Here is an 18,345-nt window from a genome sequence, read left to right as displayed (position 1 = left end):
AGTTTCTCATAATGATGATTGAAAACTGATTTTCAATGCCTGTGCCGCTGCACCCTGTTTCCCGATCGACCGCAGCACCACCAAATTTTCAAGCAAATGCTATAAAAAGGCATCAACTCTCCCCTATCCTCATCATTTAGATTGCTCTGCTATAAAACAGAGATCAACTTCTATTTAACATCTCCATATTTTTTACTGTACCGACTCACACAATCTGCGTTCATCCGCGTTCATCTGCCGACCTCTGCGGTTAAAAATAATCTTGATATAATCTCAATAAAAGCTGACATTCATAAATTTAAACTTAATTGCAAAATACAATATTTTTCATTATATTATTTTTTTGTTTTTGTCAAAAGACGCATTGTAAAACTCACATATTTAAGCTTATACCACGTTTGTCAATAGACTAAACGTAAAACTTATTAAAACAGCCATAACTTATCTAAATTACGGAACCAAAGTAAATACAAAAGATTTTTGATGTAGTTTGAAATAAGCAAAGTTAATTTCAAAGATAGGCAAGCCAAATGGCAAGTAAAATAGAATCCAATTCCGGAATAATCAGAGCTTCGCATATCGGGAATATGATTCCTAACGATCTGCGGAAAATCATGGACAGCCAAGCCGGGGAAAGCAACATCACAGGTGCGAATTACCTCACCCTTACCCCGGAACCAAAGGTAGTGACACCCAGCGGTCAGGCTGTAGGCGCAGATATCGATCTAAACAAGATTGCCAAGCACGTTGACAGTACGGCCAAGTCCGAATTAGCCCCAGACATCATTGAAATGCCAGATGTTTTGCTGGGCAATTCTGCAAAATCAGGATTCACCGATTATTTCAGTTTTGAGAGTATTAACAATATCCCCATTACTCTTAAAGTCAACGACTTGGGCGAGGCGAATGTTATTAGCGATGACAGCAAGCTTTTAAGCTTGTCTGACATAATTAGTCGCGCTTCTTTAGGAGCTAAAGAAAGTCGCTTTTTTGATGCAGATGATGCTGATAACCTCATAGAAATTACACCAGAAGATGCACGGCAATTAGGAGGGCTCCGTGCTTGGGGCGGCAACGATCAAATTATCGGCACTCAGGGCAACGATACCGCTAACGGCAATGCAGGTAACGATACAGTGGTTGGCGCTCGCGGCGACGATATGTTGAAGGGCGCACAAGGCAACGATTTGCTCGACGGGGGTGAGGGCGACGATATAATTATGGGCAATCAAGGAGACGACTACCTATTAGGCGGAGCGGGAAATGACGTAATCCGAGGTGGAGCGGGCATTGATGTACTGATTGGAAATGCGGGCAATGATATCTTGATCGGCGATAGTGGTGCTGACTTCTTAATCGGCTCAGAAGGAGCAGATCAATTTATTTTGCGCGGCGATACATTTACCGCTGGTGCTGCTTTTGCCGATCGCATTCTCGACTTCAACCCCAGCCAAGGCGACATCATCAAAATTGCCTACTACAAAGGCACCCAAGGCATGGATGATATCAGTTTCGCTTCCGTTGATGTCAACAAAGACGGCATTGGGGATACTGCTATCCTCTGTTCCTGCGGTGACATTGTGGGTCTTATCATGAGTACAGACCCCTCAACAATCAACATCAGAAGCTCAATCTTCATGGCCGGGCCTCAAGACACAACTCTCAGCAACATCGGATAGCACTTTTAATAGTTATAGTCCTGGACGCATTGGAGCCGAGAAACCGGGTTTTTTACGAAAAGACGAGTTGTAGTCCACAGATTCGGTAAAAAACCCGGTTTCTGACTGCCCGTGCCTCCAGGACTGAGTTAATAGCCGCTTGTGCTGCCGATTTTCTTGGCGCTTTGTCGGCAACTGCCTTTACAGAATTGGCGCTACAATCAAAACAAACAGATAGCTTGATTCCATGAGACAAATCATTCTCGAAAAGATTGTTTCTACCTTACAACCTTTAGATTTTGTTCTCGCTTTGTGGCAAGGAGGTTCAGCAGCACACGGATACACCGACGAGTGGTCAGACCTCGATATTGCAGTTGTGGTTGAAGATAACTGCGTGGAAGAAACATTTGAGATTGTGGAAAAAGCCCTCGCAGAAATTGGCGAAATCGAACTCAAATATCGAGTTCCCGAACCCGCTTGGCACGGTCAGTCGCAGTGCTTCTGGCGGCTGAAAAAAACCCCGCCTTTTTTGCTAATTGATTTCGCCGTTTTCCGGCGCAGCAGCCGCAACGATTTCCTGGAAATAGAGAGACACGGGAAAGTGCCGATCGCCTTTGACAAAGCTAATCTAATTGTACCCCCTCTTTTGGATCGAAGCAAACATTTATCTACAATGCAGTCGAGATTTAACGAAATTAAAATCCGTTTCGATTTGCTGCAACCTCTGGTTAAAAAAGAGATTTATCGCGGACATTTAGTAGATGCGATCGGCAACTATCACAACTGGACGCTTCTACCCTTAGTCGAACTGCTGGGCATGATTTACCGTCCGCACAGATACGACTTTGAACTAAAATATTTTAGCCGAGACTTTCCGCCCGAAATAGTCGATCGCGTCGCACCGCTTTCCTGCATTGCAAACCTTGAAGATTTGGCCGCAAAACAGCAAATAGCTGAGGCTTTTTTTGCAGAAACCTTGCCGCTTGCAGAAGCTAATTTTTACTCTGAGAATGCCCTAAGACTACCGCAATAGGCTCAAGGTTTCGTACCGAAAGCGATTAATATAGTAGCATCAACCTTCAAGATTAACCTCCCGTGACAAAACTCAGCGTCAACATCAACAGAATTGCCCTCCTCAGAAACTCTCGAAACATCGGCATCCCCAGCGTTACCGAAGCCGCAAAAACAGTAATTGCCGCCGGAGCCCACGGCGTTACAGTCCATCCCCGCCCCGACGAAAGGCACATCAAAGCTACCGATGTTTACGAATTAGCCAAAATGCTAACTGTCGAGTTCAACATCGAAGGAAATCCGTTTCAGCCGCCATTTATGGATATAGTTTGCGACGTAAAACCGGCTCAGTGTACCTTGGTGCCGGATGCTCCCGACGTGCTAACATCGGATAGCGGTTGGAATATTCCCGAAAATCGCGATCGGCTCTTACCAATTATTGAAAAACTCAAAAACAACGGCATCAGAGTCAGCCTGTTTATGGACGCAGATCCTGCTATCATGCCGCTAGCAAAAGAAGTGGGAGCAGACAGAGTAGAATTGTACACGGAACCCTACGCAACTGCTTTTCGCGAAGGTAAAGTAGAATCTGTTTTTCAACAATATGTCTTAGCAGCTCAAGCCGCTCAATCAGCAGGTTTGGGAGTGAATGCCGGACATGATTTAAATTTGCAAAACTTAGCTAAATTTTGCTCTATTCCTGATATACTCGAAGTATCTATCGGTCATGCTTTAATTGCTGAAGCGCTAGAAATGGGGTTGTTCAACACAGTACAAGCTTACCTGAAAATCCTCGCAGGTTCGTAGTACAAATTAACCTCGTGTGGGAGGGCGGGTGAGTGCACCGGTAAACTCGTTTGTATCAGAGGTACTAACCGGCACCCGCCATTACAAGCGGTAAGGTGTGTACTGTGCACCTTACAGAGAGTGTGTGCGTCCAGGACTGATAATTAGTCGATCGTCAAAAACTAAATAAGACTAGGGCTTTTACCCCGTGGGGGTGCTAGCCGTTTTCTAGTAGTAAGGCAAAGCCACAATCCAAAACACCGCGTTTTTTGGGTGGGGGAATTTTTTAAGCAAGATCCTCCGAAACAGCTTGAATTTTCCTAGACCAAATTACTAATATTCTCTAATGATATTATGTGTAGGGAGTATCATTGAAATGTCCCGAAAAACTGAGGCTACTACTTAGCTCCCGAACTGCCAACCTGCTACCATCAGTTTTTGTGCAAGTACGAGATATTTACGTGTATCCTCTATGCTGCTGTAGCCTCTGTGCGATCGCCAGATTAGATCCGGTGAAAACAGGCAAACACAAGTAACCATATACAACTCCTTACCCCCCTCGGAAGTGCGACATGAAAAAACTAATTTTACTGACTGGAATGCTACTGATGATGACGGCAAAATCAGTATTTGCCAGCCCAGTAGCCCCAAAATTTGAACCGAGCGAGCTGATGGCTGCCTCGGAAATTACAGAAACCGTTAACAAACCCGCTATATCTGCCACAGTTCCAAAGCTCGAACCCATCGAGCGAATGTCAACTTCGGAAATTAGAGAAACCATCAACCAACCCACCACCTATATTTTTGAAGGCATCAAAGGGCGAGAACTTACTCTCTCCCTGTGGGCGGGACAACTGAAAGCCGAACTTTACAGTCCCAATGGTGAAAATATGGGGGTTATTGAAAAAGCAGACAATCAGTGGATCGGCCAGTTGCCAGAGTCCGGCATCTACCGCGTGCGAGTTATCCCGAAAGGTGAAACCAGCAGCTTTGTACTCGGACGCGACTTTAACGCCAAGTGGACTTATAGACCCGATCGCGCAATTCCCCTAGCATTCAAGGAAAAACAAGCCACAATTAAACTCAAAATGTCCGGCTACCAAATCCAGCCTATCACGGTTCAAGGCAAGCAGGGACAGACAATTATGGTGACAGCTAGCAACAAAAATCTAGATCTGGCGATCGAATCTCCGTCGGGACAACTCCTGGATCAAGGCGAAGGTCAAACTTTTGCTCAACTCCCGGAATCCGGCACTTACCGGGTGATTGTAGTTGCCAAGAGGCCGGTCAAGCCCTCCATCAGAGTTTCTGTGCAATAGCAAAGATCGCACAAATACTTTCAGGCGATCGAATTTGCGCCCCCCAAGCAGAAAAGCTCGCCCGATCGGCGAGCTGTTTTTTTGCCTAAAATCAACCTTGGATCAGCGCTTCAAAACGTTCTTGTTTCCAAATGCAGCTTAAATCCGAGTCAGCTAAAGCTAGCTCTCGGTATAAATTAGGCATAAACTCCACAGCCCGCTGCAAATTGTCAAGGGCCAAATCAGCAAATCCCAGTAGTGCATAACAACAAGCTTTATTGTAAAAAGCATTAGCAAAATCAGGATTTATTTCTAAAGTAATTTCGTAGCAAGCAATCGCCTCCGAGTAGCAGCCTTTTCGCGCCAATTCCACACCCCGGTTATACCAAATTAAATAATCTTCAAAGGGAGACTCTGATGTGGGAGTGAACTGGCCATTTGTCTGATTTAAACCTACTAATTTTCCCAAAGCAACTCTCCGTTCGCCCACAGCTTCGGCTCTGCCGGGTTTCAGAGCGAGCGATCGGCTAAAACTGGCTACTGCTTGTTTGTAAAGTCCCATTGAGTTCGCAGCTAAACCGCGATTGTACCAAGCCTTCGCATCGTCAGGGTTAAACTCGATCGCCCTGTCAAAACTGTTGAGCGCCTGATAGTAAAGCTTGAGTTCCAACAGAGCATTACCTCGGTTGTACCACGCCCCAGCAGCCTCCGGGTATAATTTTAAAGAGCGATCGAAACTCAGAACAGCCTTATCGTAAAGCCCCATATCAATCAGCGTCAGTCCCCGGTTGTGCCAAATACTAGCGGCGCAGGGGTTGAACTCCAGAGCCCTGTCAAAACTGTTGAGAGCCTCCAACCAGCGGCCCAACTTTCCTAAAGCAATAGCCCGGTTGTGCCAGCCAAAGCTCGCATTCGGCTCCACTACCAAGGCCTCATCAAAACTTTTCAAGGCCTCTAAGTGCCGTTCTAAGTTCCCCAAAGCCATACCTCGCCCGAACCAAGCCTTATAATGATCCGATTGCAACTTCACAGCTCTGTTAAAGTTGGCCAGAGCACCATCATTATCGTTAGCTTCGAGGTGGCGCGAACCCAGATGGTAATACCAAGCGGCTTCCAAGTTTTGAATTAAGTTCATAATACTTCGCATCTATCTTAAGACTGATTTTATATGAAACAATACCGGGATTTAAACGGTAATTCCACTAAAAATCTGAAAATTTTGATACAGGGCGATCGCCCGTACACACTGCTAGTAACAACCTCAACAATTGGCAATCCCAAATAACTATTTTCCTCTCGTAAAATGCTCTTTCAGCTAACCGCACTCATCGTTTTTGAGAGCTGCTGCTAATCTTAAATCTGCCTGCATCAGGCAACTATTACCGCATCCCGAATTAAGTTTGCAGTCACACAAAAAGTGATCGAGCACCCAAAGTCCAACTGCAAATCTCATAGCGCTTATAGCTCCTACTTCTGCTTGCCCAATTCAAGCAACCACAACCGCTGTTTTAGCATTCTCGCTCAACAGCAATCTGCCAGCAGCATCAATACTAAAATCCTTCCCCAGCACAAAACCCTTGCCCATCAACCGCTGGCAAACAACCAGCGCAGTAATCCGGCGAATTTCTTCCATCACGTCAGCAGGAATCAAATAACTCAAACTCCAGATTACCGACTCGCAGTCAGACCAAATCAAACGCTCAATACTGACAATCATCAAAGCAGCTACACTGTCAACAGACAGCCGCCCTCTGAGATCGGCAATCAAATCTTTACCAATTAAGCTATTGCGAGTCATCATCGCTCTAGCCATCTTTCCAATTTCTTGTTCGAGTTCTAAATGATTCATGCTTGGCACTGGCTTTGATGTTTTTAAAGCACTACTAAGAGTAAAAACAGTAGACGCTACCAGGCTCTGCCCTAGCGTAGCTGACGCAGGCTCTACCGCAACTCCTTTTAACAAAGTATACCTAAAGAAAGATCCAAAATGTATCTAAAGGCAGATATCAAAATATATTTTTTTTGGCATAAATAGGTGAACCAATTCCCACAAGCGTTTTTACGAGCAGCGAATTGAGTATTTGTGCTCGCTCAGGCCCCGAGTAAAGTCAATCGATTTTAGATTTTAGATTTTAGATTTTAGATTGAAGAATTGGAGAAAGCGACCTCACGGATGAATCCGGGGAATTGTACCCGGGCTGCTTTCGATCGAAGATTGGTAAATTCGCTACATAATAAGTAAGTAGTTACTTCGGAGAAAAAACAGCAATGGCTGCAAACCAGGCAGACATCGATATTGCGCCCTCGATCGACTACGGCCTGATCGACCCCACCGCTACGCCAGAGCAAGTAGAAAACTGTTGCCAACAAGCAGAGAGATTTGGCTTTGTCACAGTTTGCGTGTATCCCGCCTACGTCAGACAAGCAGTTGAGCTGCTGCACGGCAAACGTCCCAAAGTCTGTACAGTTATAGGTTTTCCGACCGGTGCTTCGACTTCAACTGTGAAACTTTACGAAGCTCTAGAAGCCGCAGATAATGGAGCCGTAGAGTTAGATGTTTCCGTTAACTTAGGATTGTTGAAAGCTGGAAGAATCGACGAATTCCACCGGGAATTAGCCCAAATTTGCGAAGAAACTAATCTCACCATCAAAGCAATTATCGAAAGTTCTCTTCTTTCGGATGCCGAAAAACAATTAGCGGCCCAGATTTGCATGGAAGCTGGTGCGGCTTACATCAAAACCAACACTGGCTTTTTTGGCCCGGCGAAAGTTGACGATGTGCGACTGCTGAAGGAAGTTACGAAGGGACGCATTGGGATTAAAGCGGCCGGCGGAATTCGCACTCACGAACAAGCTTTAGATTTGATAGTCGCGGGTGCAACTCGTTTGGGGACTTCCCGCGGCCCGGAATTAATCCGCCAGCGAGATAATTTAGATAAAAGTCATTAGTCATTAGTCATTAGCAAGGGCTAATTGGTAATGGCTAATTGGGAATTGGTTCGCCCTTACGCACCCTACCAATAAAAGTTCTGCGTCCTGGACTGTTTTTGCTACTGTCTAATAACAATATTTCGGACAGTTTTTGAGGGCCAACTGTAGAATGACTGTTCCAGGCCGATCGACCAACCAGGACAATGAAACTGTCCGAAGTATTGCAGTAAATCTAAAATCTAAAATCTAAAATCGAGTGACTCGAACTTATAAAGCAACTGGCATTAATCTCAAGAGTGCGCCCATCGGTGAATCCGATCGCGTGCTGACAATTTTGACGCGGGAATTCGGCTTAATTCGAGCCGTAGCACCGGGTGTTCGCAAACACCGATCGACCATTGGCGGTAGAAGCGAATTATTTGTGGTCAATGAATTGTTAATTGCCAAAGGTCGATCGCTCGACAAAATTACCCAAGCCGACACGGTACAATCCCATCCGGGTTTGAGCCGCAACCTCGGGAAACTCGCAGCGGCGCAATATCTGGCCGAATTGGCGATCGCCAGTGCCTTTTCCGACGAACCCCAAGAAGAACTCTTTTGGTTGCTGGGCGAACATTTGAGCCGTTTGGAGCGTTTGTCCGATCGCACAGAAATCCAATCCGCCGCCGTGCTTGTCGCCCACCTCACCCACGGCATTTTTCACCTGCTAGCCTTAGCCGGCCTCGCGCCCCAAGTCCAAGTCTGCTGCGCCACCAGACACCCGCTCATCCCAAATTTCACCGATCCGAACTGGCAAACCGGGTTTAGTATACCCTCTGGGGGAACCTTCAGCTTGCCCGAACTAGCTAATTTAGAGGCAGAACTCTCTTCAGAAATCGGTAGCTTGTACAAATCCGCCTCCCGTTCCCGGCAAACAAATGGCAGCAAACACTTGACAAATTTCGAGATAAATGCTAAGGAATTAGCAGCGCTGCAACAGTTGGCTAGTCCAGAACTAGGAGAGGGGATTGCCGATCGAACAACTTGGGTATCAGTAGAAAATATTTTGCGACAATATGCCCAGTATCATTTAGGTTGCACGATTAGATCGGGAAGCTCGATCGATACCTACTTAGAGAGTTTTGAGTTTTAAATTTTGAGTGTTGACTTAAATAGGTGAAGGAACGATCGTACATCGCACCCCCAGCCTGGGGGATAGCCGAACAAGCCTGCAATTTGAGGTAAATTTTCAAGATTGTTGCGACATCAGATAATAGAGAGAGATAAAGTTACGAGATTATTAATAAACTTAGGGGTTAACACCTCAATTTGAAATTCACATCCCCCCAACCTCCACCCTCCCAGGCGAGCCAACCCAAATCCTATGATGCGACTGTCCGATTCTGATTTGACAATATCTGTTTTAGCTGTGACCCACCACAAAATGGAAGAACGAGAAAATTTTCCCGATTTTCGCTCGGAACCCGCCTTGGCAGATCGACAATGGAGCAACGTCCAAGACTTAGAAATGGATAAATATCCCACAACGCCAGAAACAGAGTCAAGCAACGGCAAAAGCCAACAACCCGAAGCAATCCCCCCGGTGGCAACAGCAGACCCAGCAGCCGGGAACTCGGAAGCAGTAGCCGAAACTCCCGAAAAAGAAACAGCATTTCTGCCAGTTCTGAAAAACCGAAATTTTCTAGTATTGTGGAGCGGGCAAGTTTTTTCCCAACTAGCAGATAAAGTTTATCTCGTACTGACGATCGCCCTCGTGGCCAGCCGCTTTCAAGCGCCAGATCAAACCATCAGCAGGTGGGTATCAGCAATCATGATCGCCTTTACCATTCCCGCAGTGCTGTTCGGGGCCGCCGCAGGCGTGTATGTCGATAGGTGGTCGAAAAAAGCAGTGCTGGTCGCCACAAACCTGCTGCGGGGAGCCTTCGTTTTAACATTGCCCGTGCTGCTGTGGCTCTCAGACGGGTGGGAACTCGGTCAACTGCCACTCGGATTCTGCTTGCTGCTGCTAGTGACATTCCTAGTCTCGACTCTAACTCAATTTTTCGCCCCAGCAGAACAGTCAGTGATTCCCCTAATTGTGGAACGCCGCCACCTGCTATCGGCAAACTCGCTCTACACCACAACCATGATGGGTTCGGTGATTATTGGCTTTGCAGTCGGAGAACCCTTACTAGCTTTAGCCGACACCCTATTTAGCAACCTCGGCGGCGGACTGGGAATCGGCAAAGAATTAGTAGTGGGCGGAAGTTACGTTTTCGCCGGAGTGCTATTGCTGTCGATGAAAACAGGCGAAAAAAACGAAGCCGAACACGAACCGCCACACCCCCTAGCAGATTTGCAAGACGGCCTGCGTTACATCAAGGCTCAACCGAAAGTCCGCAATGCTTTAATTCAACTAATTATTCTCTTTTCCATTTTTGCAGCCTTGGCAGTTCTAGCGGTGCGGCTGGCAGAAATTCTCCCCGGTATGAAAGCGTCGCAATTTGGCTTTTTGCTGGCTGCGGTGGGCGTCGGTATGGCTGGTGGGGCGACGACAGTCGGCTATCTCGGTCACAAATTTTCTCACTCCCAACTGAGTTTAATCGGATCTATCGGCATGGCACTTGCTCTGATGGGCCTGTCTGCATTTACACAGCATTTGTGGATATCAGTGCTGTTCATTACCCTGTTGGGTTTATTTGCCTCATTGGTGGGAGTGCCGATGCAGACTACAATTCAAGCAGAAACCCCAGAAGAAATGCGGGGAAAAGTCTTCGGGCTGCAAAACAATGCTACTAATATCGCTTTGAGTTTACCGTTGGGTTTGGCCGGGGTAGCGGAAACATTTCTGGGTTTGCCGACAGTATTTTTGGCCTTAGCAGGATTAGCGATGGCTGGGGGTGTCTTAACCTGGTATATTTTCCGTAGCAGTAATAGCAAAGTCGATCGAATCTAAAAAATAACAAACTCTGATTTACTGGAATGCACATCGCTTGGCTAGGAAAAAAATCACCTTTTTGCGGTAACGTCACTTACTCCAGGGAAGTCACCAACGCACTATTAGACCGGGGATACCAAGTCAGTTTCCTGCACTTTGCCCAAGAAGCGGGCCCGCTGGACAGGAACAATACGGGGTGGAACATGGCAAATGGTTTATGGGGGAAGGGAATTGCTCAAACCTCATATACCAATTCGCTTTCGTCTGCCAGTTGCAACGAAGTCTCTTTACCCTGTCACTACAAATCGCAAATTTATACGATTCCCACTCTCAAATCCCGCACAGTGCTGATGAAATCTCTGCGGCGGCTGAAACCCGATGTGGTTCACGCTTCCCTGACGCTTTCGCCTCTAGACTTTCTGCTGCCGGAAATTTGTCAAGAATTGAATTTGCCTTTGGTAGCGACTTTTCACCCGCCGTTCGATCGCAAATTGCGGAATTTGACATCGGGAACCCAACACCTGATGTATCAACTGTATGCCCCGTTTTTGGCGAACTACGACTCGACGATCGTATTTTCTTACATTCAGCGAGATATTTTGGTGCGCTTGGGAGTGCCGGAAGAACGGGTGGCAGTGATTCCCAACGGAGTAGACGCGGTGAAGTATTCGCCCGGGCCTTCGGGGTTGAAGTCGCAATTAAAAGCCGATCGAATTTTTGTTTACCAAGGCCGCATTGCCCAGGAGAAAAATGTCGAGGCTTTGCTAAAGGCATGGAAACAGTGCAATTTTGGCCCTGGGAACGTATTGGCGATCGTGGGCGACGGGCCCCTAGCAGCCTCGCTGCAACTGTTTTACGGCGAAGATGATGGCATTGTGTGGCTCGGATTTGTTGCCGAGGAGGAACGCCGGATCGAAATTCTGCGCGGTGCAGACGTATTTATTTTGCCTTCTTTGGTGGAGGGACTGTCGCTGTCGCTTCTGGAAGCGATGGCCTGCGGTTTAGCTTGTTTGGCAACGGATGCCGGTGCTGACGGCGAGGCATTGGAGGAAGGTGCGGGGATAGTTTTGAACACTCAGCGGGTGCGGAGTCAGTTGCAAACCTTGCTGCCGCTGTTTTGCGACCATCCTGAGTTAGCAATGCTGCTCGGTCAAAAAGCACGCCAACGGGCGATGGAGCGATACACTCTCAGTCAGAATATAACGGAGTTGGAAAAGCTTTATGCAGAGGTTTTGCAAAAGCAGCGCGTGCCGCTGCGGGGGTTGGCATAACTTAGTCATTAGTCATTAGTCATTAGTCATTAGTCGTATCCGTTCGATTGACAACGATATCGTTACTCGTTACCAGGCTCGGCCTGGTAACACAGATCCGGAGGCTCTGCCTCCATTCTCCAGCCGAGGCAGAGCAAGAGTGATATGGGTTCACGGCAGAGCCTCGGAATTAGTTAAACCAGTCAACGAGGACTAACATTAAACGCCAATTGCGATCGATAAAAACAAACATCGAACTCCATAAAGAAATTCACCTGACCCAAAATCAACGGTACATTTTCAGCCCGAGTCCAAGCAAACACAAGCTGCACGGGTTCAAACTGCCCAACCTGTCCCTGCATAACCACAACGCGCGCCTCATACTGTGCCAAATTTCCCGTCAAACTAAGAACAGTAGTCTGCCGCTCCCATTCACAACCAAGTTGGACACCTGCATTATAGGGTAAAACATTAACGCTTGCCCCCGTATCCAGTAGCCCAGAAGCCACCACAGAAGCATTCTGATAAACTAAAGTAATTGGCAAAATAGGACGAAATCCAATTTCCCCTAAAGCATTATTAACAGATACAAAAGAAAATCGTTCCACATTACTCATCCTCTTGAGCTTTCGATTGCTTTAAAACTTCCAGCATCGTCTGTGCAGCATCAAACGCATCATAGGGAGACCAAACTTCACACACCGCACCAGATGCGATCAAATCCTGTTCCTGACTCTGCATACATCCCATCAGCATTTGCAAGGTTACTTCCTCCACAGAAAGACCTCGCCGCTCAGCAGACTGTAAGAGATATTGCTCCAATTCAGGTGATATATTCAGCGTCAAATTCATAAACTGCTCCTATTTGTTGGTAATTGCTGCGTTAAAACCTTCAATCTTCAATCTAAAATCGCCTAACTTCCCGGGCGCAAATAATCCAAAAGCCGATCGCCCGAATCGGCCCGAATCAAAGCAACCACAACATCCGGCAAACTCCCCAAACTCGGATAAACAAAATAACGCGGTTCCCACTGCGGCCCAAACTTATCTTTAAAACTGTGCAATCCCTTAAAATTATAAAACTTGCTCAAGTGCTCCGAAAGATAAATTAAAACCTTTTCCAACCGCCCGGATTTCTCAGCTTCTCCGACTCCCGCCAAAGCCGACAAACCCAAATCAAATTCTTCATATCCCAATTCTTGACAATACTGCAACATCGAAGCAAACAAACACTCCATCGTGCCATTTTCCACCTCAGTGCGGCGCCGCATTAAATCAACTCCAACTACCCCATCTCCCGCCGAGATCATATTAGCAAAAGCACTAATTCTACCGTCTGGAGTGTGGATGGCTGCGGCGCGAGTTTCCCGCAAATACGCCTCGTCAAACCAACCCACCGAAAACTTTTTTTCCGCACCCTGAACCATTTGCAGCCACTCGTCGCTGACCAGTTTCATTTGCCGCATCAATTCCGAACTTAAGGGAGGTTCGTAAAATTCGACTTGATAGCCGGCCTTTGTCAGTCTGTTGATAGCAGTTCTCAAGTTTTGATTGGCCTTGCCTTTGAGAGTAAAAGTTTTGAGATTGACAATAGCTTCTTCGCCAATTTGCACGACTCGAAAACCGAGATTACAATACATTTCTAGATCGTCGGGCAAAGTTTGATAAAATGCTGGATACCAATCGTTGCGATCGCAAAATTCTTGAAACCCCAGAATTGCCTCTTTGCGGTCTTCTGCGGGCCCGATAGGATCTCCCAAAGCGATCGCGCCTCTACCTTTCGGCACATAGGCGATCGTACTTTTTCCCGACGGACTAAAATAATAAGATTTATCCTGAAGCAACGCCAGTCTCGCTAGCGTTGTCCGCCCGTATTTTGCTACAACTTCTTTAGCTTTATTCCGTTCCGAAATACTTGCCGAATCTCGCAGCAGGACCGGCCGCAGCAGCATTAAAAGTGCGTAACCAAGCGTTACCGTACCTACAGCATAAATCGAATCCGCAAAAAAGTTAGCAAACCGAGTTTGCGGAACCAACCCCGCATTGTCCGCCGTAAAAAACATTGCCAAAGTCTGGAACAAAGCTGTGTCTAAATCAAAATTAACCGCTTGTCCGTTAACTTGAAAACCTCCATCCAGAATGTAAAAACCCGCCGTCCCGTAAGCCAGCGTAAACAGCAAAGCCCCCAGCAAAACCCGGATTCCTCGAGCAATTGAAGGGCGATCGGATTTAGCAGTAAACGTCTTTCGCATCACCAACAAGTGAAACAGCAGCACCCCAGAAAGCAAGCTTTCTTCAACATCCAATCCCTTGACTAAATGAATTACAATAGAAACGATTAACAATCCCACCGTCAGCAACCAAGCAATCCGCTTTCGCCGCAACAAATTAGTTGCCAGAGTTAGCAGCATAAATCCTATAACTGCTGCAAAAAAATGCCCGCCCGCACGCACGGGAAAAGGGAAAAACGGTTCTAGGCAATTTCGGCGATCGGGTAAACTAGGAGTTACAGCAGACAGCAAGTTAATAACTCCTACCAATCCGGTTAAAAATGATGCAGTCCAGAGTCCAATCCTAGTTTTTTGGGATAACACAGTTCACCTTTCTAATTTTTCTGTGCGGCCAGGGATATTTTAAACTGTTTTCCAACATAACTCAAAGAATCGGCTAAATGCTTGTGCCAATAATTCCAACCGACATCGGGGCCGATAATCCCGTGTCCTCCCGGAAATTTGTGAAACTCGTTAGCAATACCCAAGCTGTTTAATTGCTCGTGAAACTGCTGAGTAGAATTCAGAAAGTCTGCCTCTGCTTCCCCAGCATCCAAATAAGCGCGCAACTGCTGTTTATCTTTAACACTAAGTTTTTCCACTAAATATTGAGGACTGTTAGCATTGCCGGTTCGATCGGTAAAATAACCGCTGTGGCTGAACAGAATATTAAAATTATTCAAGTAGCGCAAACCGATATTAAAAGCTCCCCAACCCCCCGAAGATTGTCCTCCCATTGCCCAAAATTTGGGGTCTTCCAGCGTTCTGTAGCGCGATTTTACGATCGACACTAACTCGGAGCCGATCGCACTTCCCACCTTACCGTTCGGCCCGTCAAAATACTGCGGGTCCCACAAAGGGCTCGTACCCCGCTTGTCGTTCCCGTCAGGAGTAATTACAATTGATGGCGCCAATCTTTTGCTTTTATATAAATCGTGAAGCACAGAAGTAACAGCAGCTTTGTCCTGATAAGCACGCGCGTCTCCGTGTCCGCCGTGCAGCAAAAAAATCACAGGATAGCGCTGTTTGGGATTTTTTGCGTAACCAGGCGGCAAAATTAAGCCGTAAGTGCGCTCTGAATTCATAGCCGCACTTTTATATGTTTTGAGTTCAAATTTTAAGTCGGCATCGGCTATGATTTTCGGAGGGTCTAACTGAGGTGCTCCGGCAATAAAAACGTACCAGTATCCAGTCGCACCTAATAGGAGGATTGTACCCGCACCGATACGTAAAACTTTTCCCAACCACTTAGGCATATTGTTTGTTAGTTGTTAGTTGACTGTTGGCTGTTGAAAGTTGTTGGTTATTTGTGATTGATTATCTGTTACATATAAAATCATTAATTCTCAAAGCTCAATGCTCAATGCCCAATTCCTAGTATGCTAAAGTCAGACTTATTGTAACCAAACTCGTGACATACAAAAATCCTACTCCTACAGTTGATATTATCATCGAATTGGTCGATCGCCCGCACCGCCCGATCGTACTCATCGAACGCCGCAATATTCCCTACGGCTGGGCGATTCCCGGCGGTTTTGTAGATTACGGGGAATCGGTAGAAACGGCGGCAAAACGCGAAGCTTTAGAAGAAACGAGCTTGAATGTAGAATTAATCGAGCAATTTTACGTTTATTCTGACCCAAATCGCGACGCCCGCCAACACACGATCAGTATTGTATTCTTGGCTTCTGCAACGGGCGAACCTCAAGCCGCCGACGATGCTAAAAATTTACAATTTTTTGAATGTTGGCAGATTCCCGATCGATTATGTTTCGATCACGATCGCATTTTACGAGATTATTGGCGTTACCGTCATTATGGATTGCGGCCGCGTTTGTAGGAGAAGAGTTTTTAACCGCAGATGCACGCGGATTAACGCGGATTAATTGCTATGATTTATCTGCGTTGATTTGCGTGCATCTGCGGTTTCATTCATAACAACTAAATTTTATGGCAAGTTTAACAATATTAGGCGGAGGTGCTTGGGGTTCGGCACTGGCCAATCTGGGAGGCAAAAAAGGATCTCGGGTTAATTTGTGGTCGCGCAGCAGTTCTGTTAATCTAGAATCAGTTATAACAGGTGCGGATGTTGTTGTTTCGGCAGTTTCTATGAAGGGAGTTGGAGCAACGGTCGATCGGCTTTTGGCGTTACAGTTAAGTCCCAGTACAATTATAGTTACCGTCACCAAAGGTTTAGACCCAGCGACTACCCGCACTCCGTCTCAAATTTGGCAAAATGCCTTTCCTAACAATTCAATTGTGGTACTTTCTGGCCCTAATCTTTCGGAAGAAGTTCAGCAGGGATTGCCGGCTGCAACGGTAGCGGCGAGTTCGGATTTAGCAGCGGCCAAGCAAGTGCAAAATATTTACAGTTCTGATATTTTTCGGGTTTATGTGAATGAAGACCCGCTGGGGACTGAGTTAGGTGGAACTTTGAAAAATGTATTTGCGATCGCCGCTGGTGTTTGCGACGGTTTACAATTAGGAACTAATGCTAAATCTGCTTTGCTCACTCGCGCTTTGCCGGAAATGATTCGGGTGGGAGTTCGTTTGGGAGCTCGCGCAGAAACTTTTTACGGTTTGTCTGGTTTAGGAGATTTGCTCGCTACTTGCAACAGTCCTTTATCGCGTAATTATCGGGTTGGTTTCGGATTGGCTGAAGGCAAATCTTTGGAGCAAATTTTGCAGGAATTGCAGAGCACGGCGGAGGGTGTTAATACTACTAATGTGTTGATTGATTTGGCTAATCAACGCGGCATTGAAGTGCCTGTTTCTCGTCAAGTTTATCGCTTATTAAATAGTGAAATTACTGCCGAACAAGCCGTTTTATCGCTGATGGAACGCGCTTTGAAACCGGAGTAATATCAAAAAAATTACAGATATTTAGAGCAGCATCACTGAGAATGAGTTTATTAAAAAAGGCGCTCTAATTTTTTGTACACTTCATCATCGTTACGCTTACCAACTAGAATAATTTCTACCAAATCTTCTTCGGAATTAAAGCTGTAAATAATCCGATACTCGCCACTATCTACCCGATAATAACCCGGATATCCGATTAATTGCTTGCTATCATTAGGTAAAGGATCGACATTCAGCGCTAACACTTTTTTAGCAATTTGAGCCGCTATTTTAGGTTGCAAACCCTTGAGAAAGTCTAGAACTGTTTGTAAACCATCAAGTTTCGCCATTTGCCAGTTGTTGTAGTGTTTCTACAAAGGTTTTAGTACCAACCATTTGAGACTGACTCAGGGCAGATTTTGCTGCTTTTCCTAAAAGCATATCTTCTAATTCCATCAGTCGTTCTATCAAGCGCTGATAGGCATCAGCGGACATAATTACGTGGCTGGGCTGCGATTTATCTGTGAGTAAAACTGGCTCCACAGCAGCGCGGTTAAAGACTGTCCCCTGTGGATTACATACTTCTGCGAGGGTGTAACTTTGCATGACAGATGTTATGAGCGTGGGTTATGTCTATTTTAGGCAAAATCGGCAGGGATTGGGAGGTCGATCGATATTTGGGATGACAAAAGTAGGACTTACGCAAAAAAACCGGTTTTTGAGAAAAATCCTGCACCTCTGGGAGAAATTTCGCAGCAGTCGCCAGCCGTATTTTTCGTGCATTGGGTAATACCGCCTTCTACAGTTACCCTACCATCTAAGACTGTTCCCGATCATCAGGGGCGGGTTTCACCAACCACAATTGTTGAAAACTAAGGATCTCATAAACCCGCCCCGCCCTACATGAAGGATGCAACCGGACATGATATAAGCGCGATAAATACGATCTATTTACCGCCGTAATAAAAGGCAACTTCTTTATCTTTCAGCGGTGCAAAGTTGGCCGCAACCAGCATTTTATCGAGTTCCTCTTGTCCGATGTGTTTGACACCGATTCGGACAATGCGCGATCGCATTGTATTTGACACGCCACTGCGCTGTCTGCCGGCTTCTAATCCCATCACTTGCTGGTAGAGGTCTAATTTTGCCTGCGGAATCGGAGTACCGTCAAAGTCGATTCCAGAGGCGATCGCCACATCGATCGCATCTGCACCAGTTGTAGATTGAGCCGCTGAGTTTGTTTCTGAAGACATTGTGCAAATTAAATAAAAAGGACGATCGTCATTAAAAGTAGTTTAGTCCTAAAACGGCAAAAGTTGAACACCAAACTCTATAGCCATCCTAAATCATTTGTGAATTTCTTACTCCCGGACCTTGATAAGG

The 18,345-nt window shown here is 46.2% G+C and carries 19 protein-coding genes; 10 read left to right on the top strand and 9 right to left on the bottom strand.

What is annotated here, in order from left to right; all coding sequences use genetic code 11:
- The first annotated feature begins 587 nt into the window (after nt 1-587).
- From QUA99_RS13835 to QUA99_RS13820, 4 genes are all read left to right on the top strand, one after another.
- Nucleotides 588-1,679, top strand: coding sequence for a calcium-binding protein (locus QUA99_RS13835; RefSeq protein WP_333237635.1), 1,092 nt, complete (start codon nt 588-590; stop codon nt 1,677-1,679).
- A gap of 226 nt (nt 1,680-1,905) precedes the next feature.
- A complete protein-coding gene (locus tag QUA99_RS13830; protein WP_333237633.1) occupies nt 1,906-2,691 on the top strand; it encodes a nucleotidyltransferase domain-containing protein in 786 nt (261 codons plus the stop codon).
- Between the two features lie 62 nt (nt 2,692-2,753).
- Entirely contained in the window at nt 2,754-3,476 is a 723-nt protein-coding gene (locus QUA99_RS13825; protein ID WP_333237630.1) for a pyridoxine 5'-phosphate synthase, read from the top strand.
- Nucleotides 3,477-4,027: 551 nt separating this feature from the next.
- Nucleotides 4,028-4,774 (top strand): hypothetical protein, encoded by a 747-nt coding sequence (locus QUA99_RS13820; RefSeq protein WP_333237628.1) that lies wholly within the window; start codon nt 4,028-4,030, stop codon nt 4,772-4,774.
- A gap of 91 nt (nt 4,775-4,865) precedes the next feature.
- Here QUA99_RS13820 and QUA99_RS13815 read toward each other — a convergent pair whose 3' ends face one another.
- Nucleotides 4,866-5,888 carry a tetratricopeptide repeat protein gene (locus QUA99_RS13815; RefSeq protein WP_333237626.1) on the bottom strand — a complete coding sequence of 341 codons (1,023 nt, stop codon included), beginning with the start codon at nt 5,886-5,888 and terminating at the stop codon, nt 4,866-4,868.
- A 351-nt stretch (nt 5,889-6,239) separates the two neighbouring features.
- Complete coding sequence (locus QUA99_RS13810) at nt 6,240-6,602, bottom strand: hypothetical protein (protein ID WP_333237624.1); 363 nt, start codon at nt 6,600-6,602, stop codon at nt 6,240-6,242.
- Between the two features lie 419 nt (nt 6,603-7,021).
- On the opposite strand from QUA99_RS13810, the gene deoC reads away from it, so the two are divergent.
- From deoC to QUA99_RS13790, 4 genes are all read left to right on the top strand, one after another.
- Nucleotides 7,022-7,702 carry a deoxyribose-phosphate aldolase gene (deoC, locus tag QUA99_RS13805; protein ID WP_333237622.1) on the top strand — a complete coding sequence of 227 codons (681 nt, stop codon included), beginning with the start codon at nt 7,022-7,024 and terminating at the stop codon, nt 7,700-7,702.
- 238 nt (nt 7,703-7,940) lie between these two features.
- Nucleotides 7,941-8,816 (top strand): DNA repair protein RecO, encoded by an 876-nt coding sequence (gene recO / locus QUA99_RS13800; RefSeq protein WP_333237620.1) that lies wholly within the window; start codon nt 7,941-7,943, stop codon nt 8,814-8,816.
- A 231-nt stretch (nt 8,817-9,047) separates the two neighbouring features.
- The gene (locus QUA99_RS13795) at nt 9,048-10,619 is read left to right on the top strand and encodes an MFS transporter (protein WP_333237618.1); all 1,572 of its coding nucleotides are present in this window, start codon (nt 9,048-9,050) and stop codon (nt 10,617-10,619) included.
- A gap of 26 nt (nt 10,620-10,645) precedes the next feature.
- On the top strand, nt 10,646-11,872 hold the full coding sequence (locus QUA99_RS13790; protein ID WP_333237616.1) for a glycosyltransferase family 4 protein: 1,227 nt from the start codon (nt 10,646-10,648) through the stop codon (nt 11,870-11,872).
- A 182-nt stretch (nt 11,873-12,054) separates the two neighbouring features.
- Here the strand turns inward: QUA99_RS13790 and QUA99_RS13785 are convergent, their stop codons facing one another.
- From QUA99_RS13785 to QUA99_RS13770, 4 genes are all read right to left on the bottom strand, one after another.
- Nucleotides 12,055-12,468, bottom strand: coding sequence for an aspartyl protease family protein (locus tag QUA99_RS13785; RefSeq protein WP_333237614.1), 414 nt, complete (start codon nt 12,466-12,468; stop codon nt 12,055-12,057).
- Nucleotides 12,461-12,703 (bottom strand): hypothetical protein, encoded by a 243-nt coding sequence (locus QUA99_RS13780; RefSeq protein WP_333237613.1) that lies wholly within the window; start codon nt 12,701-12,703, stop codon nt 12,461-12,463. The genes QUA99_RS13785 and QUA99_RS13780 overlap by 8 nt, the downstream gene beginning before the upstream one ends.
- 62 nt (nt 12,704-12,765) lie before the next feature.
- Complete coding sequence (locus QUA99_RS13775; RefSeq protein ID WP_333237610.1) at nt 12,766-14,445, bottom strand: phosphatidylglycerol lysyltransferase domain-containing protein; 1,680 nt, start codon at nt 14,443-14,445, stop codon at nt 12,766-12,768.
- 11 nt (nt 14,446-14,456) lie between these two features.
- The gene (locus QUA99_RS13770) at nt 14,457-15,206 is read right to left on the bottom strand and encodes an alpha/beta hydrolase (RefSeq protein ID WP_445251010.1); all 750 of its coding nucleotides are present in this window, start codon (nt 15,204-15,206) and stop codon (nt 14,457-14,459) included.
- Between the two features lie 326 nt (nt 15,207-15,532).
- Here QUA99_RS13770 and QUA99_RS13765 point away from each other — a divergent pair, with 326 nt between their 5' ends.
- On the top strand, nt 15,533-15,961 hold the full coding sequence (locus QUA99_RS13765) for an NUDIX hydrolase (protein WP_333237606.1): 429 nt from the start codon (nt 15,533-15,535) through the stop codon (nt 15,959-15,961).
- Between the two features lie 110 nt (nt 15,962-16,071).
- Complete coding sequence (locus QUA99_RS13760) at nt 16,072-16,983, top strand: NAD(P)H-dependent glycerol-3-phosphate dehydrogenase (RefSeq protein WP_333237605.1); 912 nt, start codon at nt 16,072-16,074, stop codon at nt 16,981-16,983.
- A gap of 50 nt (nt 16,984-17,033) precedes the next feature.
- Here QUA99_RS13760 and QUA99_RS13755 read toward each other — a convergent pair whose 3' ends face one another.
- From QUA99_RS13755 to QUA99_RS13745, 3 genes are all read right to left on the bottom strand, one after another.
- Entirely contained in the window at nt 17,034-17,312 is a 279-nt protein-coding gene (locus QUA99_RS13755) for a type II toxin-antitoxin system RelE/ParE family toxin (RefSeq protein WP_333237602.1), read from the bottom strand.
- A complete protein-coding gene (locus QUA99_RS13750) occupies nt 17,299-17,568 on the bottom strand; it encodes a type II toxin-antitoxin system Phd/YefM family antitoxin (protein WP_190735612.1) in 270 nt (89 codons plus the stop codon). The genes QUA99_RS13755 and QUA99_RS13750 overlap by 14 nt, the downstream gene beginning before the upstream one ends.
- A 341-nt stretch (nt 17,569-17,909) precedes the next feature.
- Nucleotides 17,910-18,215, bottom strand: a complete 306-nt coding sequence (locus QUA99_RS13745) for a small RNA NsiR4-regulated ssr1528 family protein (RefSeq protein ID WP_333237600.1) — start codon at nt 18,213-18,215, stop codon at nt 17,910-17,912.
- Between the last annotated feature and the right edge of the window lie 130 nt (nt 18,216-18,345).

This window comes from Microcoleus sp. F10-B2, assembly GCF_036704965.1.
Taxonomy (GTDB): domain Bacteria; phylum Cyanobacteriota; class Cyanobacteriia; order Cyanobacteriales; family Microcoleaceae; genus Microcoleus.
Note: the sequence above shows the minus strand (reverse complement) of the source record. Positions and strands in the feature narration are given on the sequence as shown.

Coding starts and splice junctions, on each gene's coding strand:
- QUA99_RS13835 (WP_333237635.1), top strand. CDS start 588: ATGATTCCTAACGATCTGCGGAAAATCATGGACAGCCAAGCCGGGGAA.
- QUA99_RS13830 (WP_333237633.1), top strand. CDS start 1,906: ATGAGACAAATCATTCTCGAAAAGATTGTTTCTACCTTACAACCTTTA.
- QUA99_RS13820 (WP_333237628.1), top strand. CDS start 4,028: ATGAAAAAACTAATTTTACTGACTGGAATGCTACTGATGATGACGGCA.
- QUA99_RS13815 (WP_333237626.1), bottom strand. CDS start 5,888: ATGAACTTAATTCAAAACTTGGAAGCCGCTTGGTATTACCATCTGGGT.
- QUA99_RS13810 (WP_333237624.1), bottom strand. CDS start 6,602: ATGAATCATTTAGAACTCGAACAAGAAATTGGAAAGATGGCTAGAGCG.
- deoC (WP_333237622.1), top strand. CDS start 7,022: ATGGCTGCAAACCAGGCAGACATCGATATTGCGCCCTCGATCGACTAC.
- QUA99_RS13795 (WP_333237618.1), top strand. CDS start 9,048: ATGATGCGACTGTCCGATTCTGATTTGACAATATCTGTTTTAGCTGTG.
- QUA99_RS13790 (WP_333237616.1), top strand. CDS start 10,646: ATGCACATCGCTTGGCTAGGAAAAAAATCACCTTTTTGCGGTAACGTC.
- QUA99_RS13785 (WP_333237614.1), bottom strand. CDS start 12,468: ATGAGTAATGTGGAACGATTTTCTTTTGTATCTGTTAATAATGCTTTA.
- QUA99_RS13780 (WP_333237613.1), bottom strand. CDS start 12,703: ATGAATTTGACGCTGAATATATCACCTGAATTGGAGCAATATCTCTTA.
- QUA99_RS13770 (WP_445251010.1), bottom strand. CDS start 15,206: ATGAATTCAGAGCGCACTTACGGCTTAATTTTGCCGCCTGGTTACGCA.
- QUA99_RS13760 (WP_333237605.1), top strand. CDS start 16,072: ATGGCAAGTTTAACAATATTAGGCGGAGGTGCTTGGGGTTCGGCACTG.
- QUA99_RS13755 (WP_333237602.1), bottom strand. CDS start 17,312: ATGGCGAAACTTGATGGTTTACAAACAGTTCTAGACTTTCTCAAGGGT.
- QUA99_RS13750 (WP_190735612.1), bottom strand. CDS start 17,568: ATGCAAAGTTACACCCTCGCAGAAGTATGTAATCCACAGGGGACAGTC.
- QUA99_RS13745 (WP_333237600.1), bottom strand. CDS start 18,215: ATGTCTTCAGAAACAAACTCAGCGGCTCAATCTACAACTGGTGCAGAT.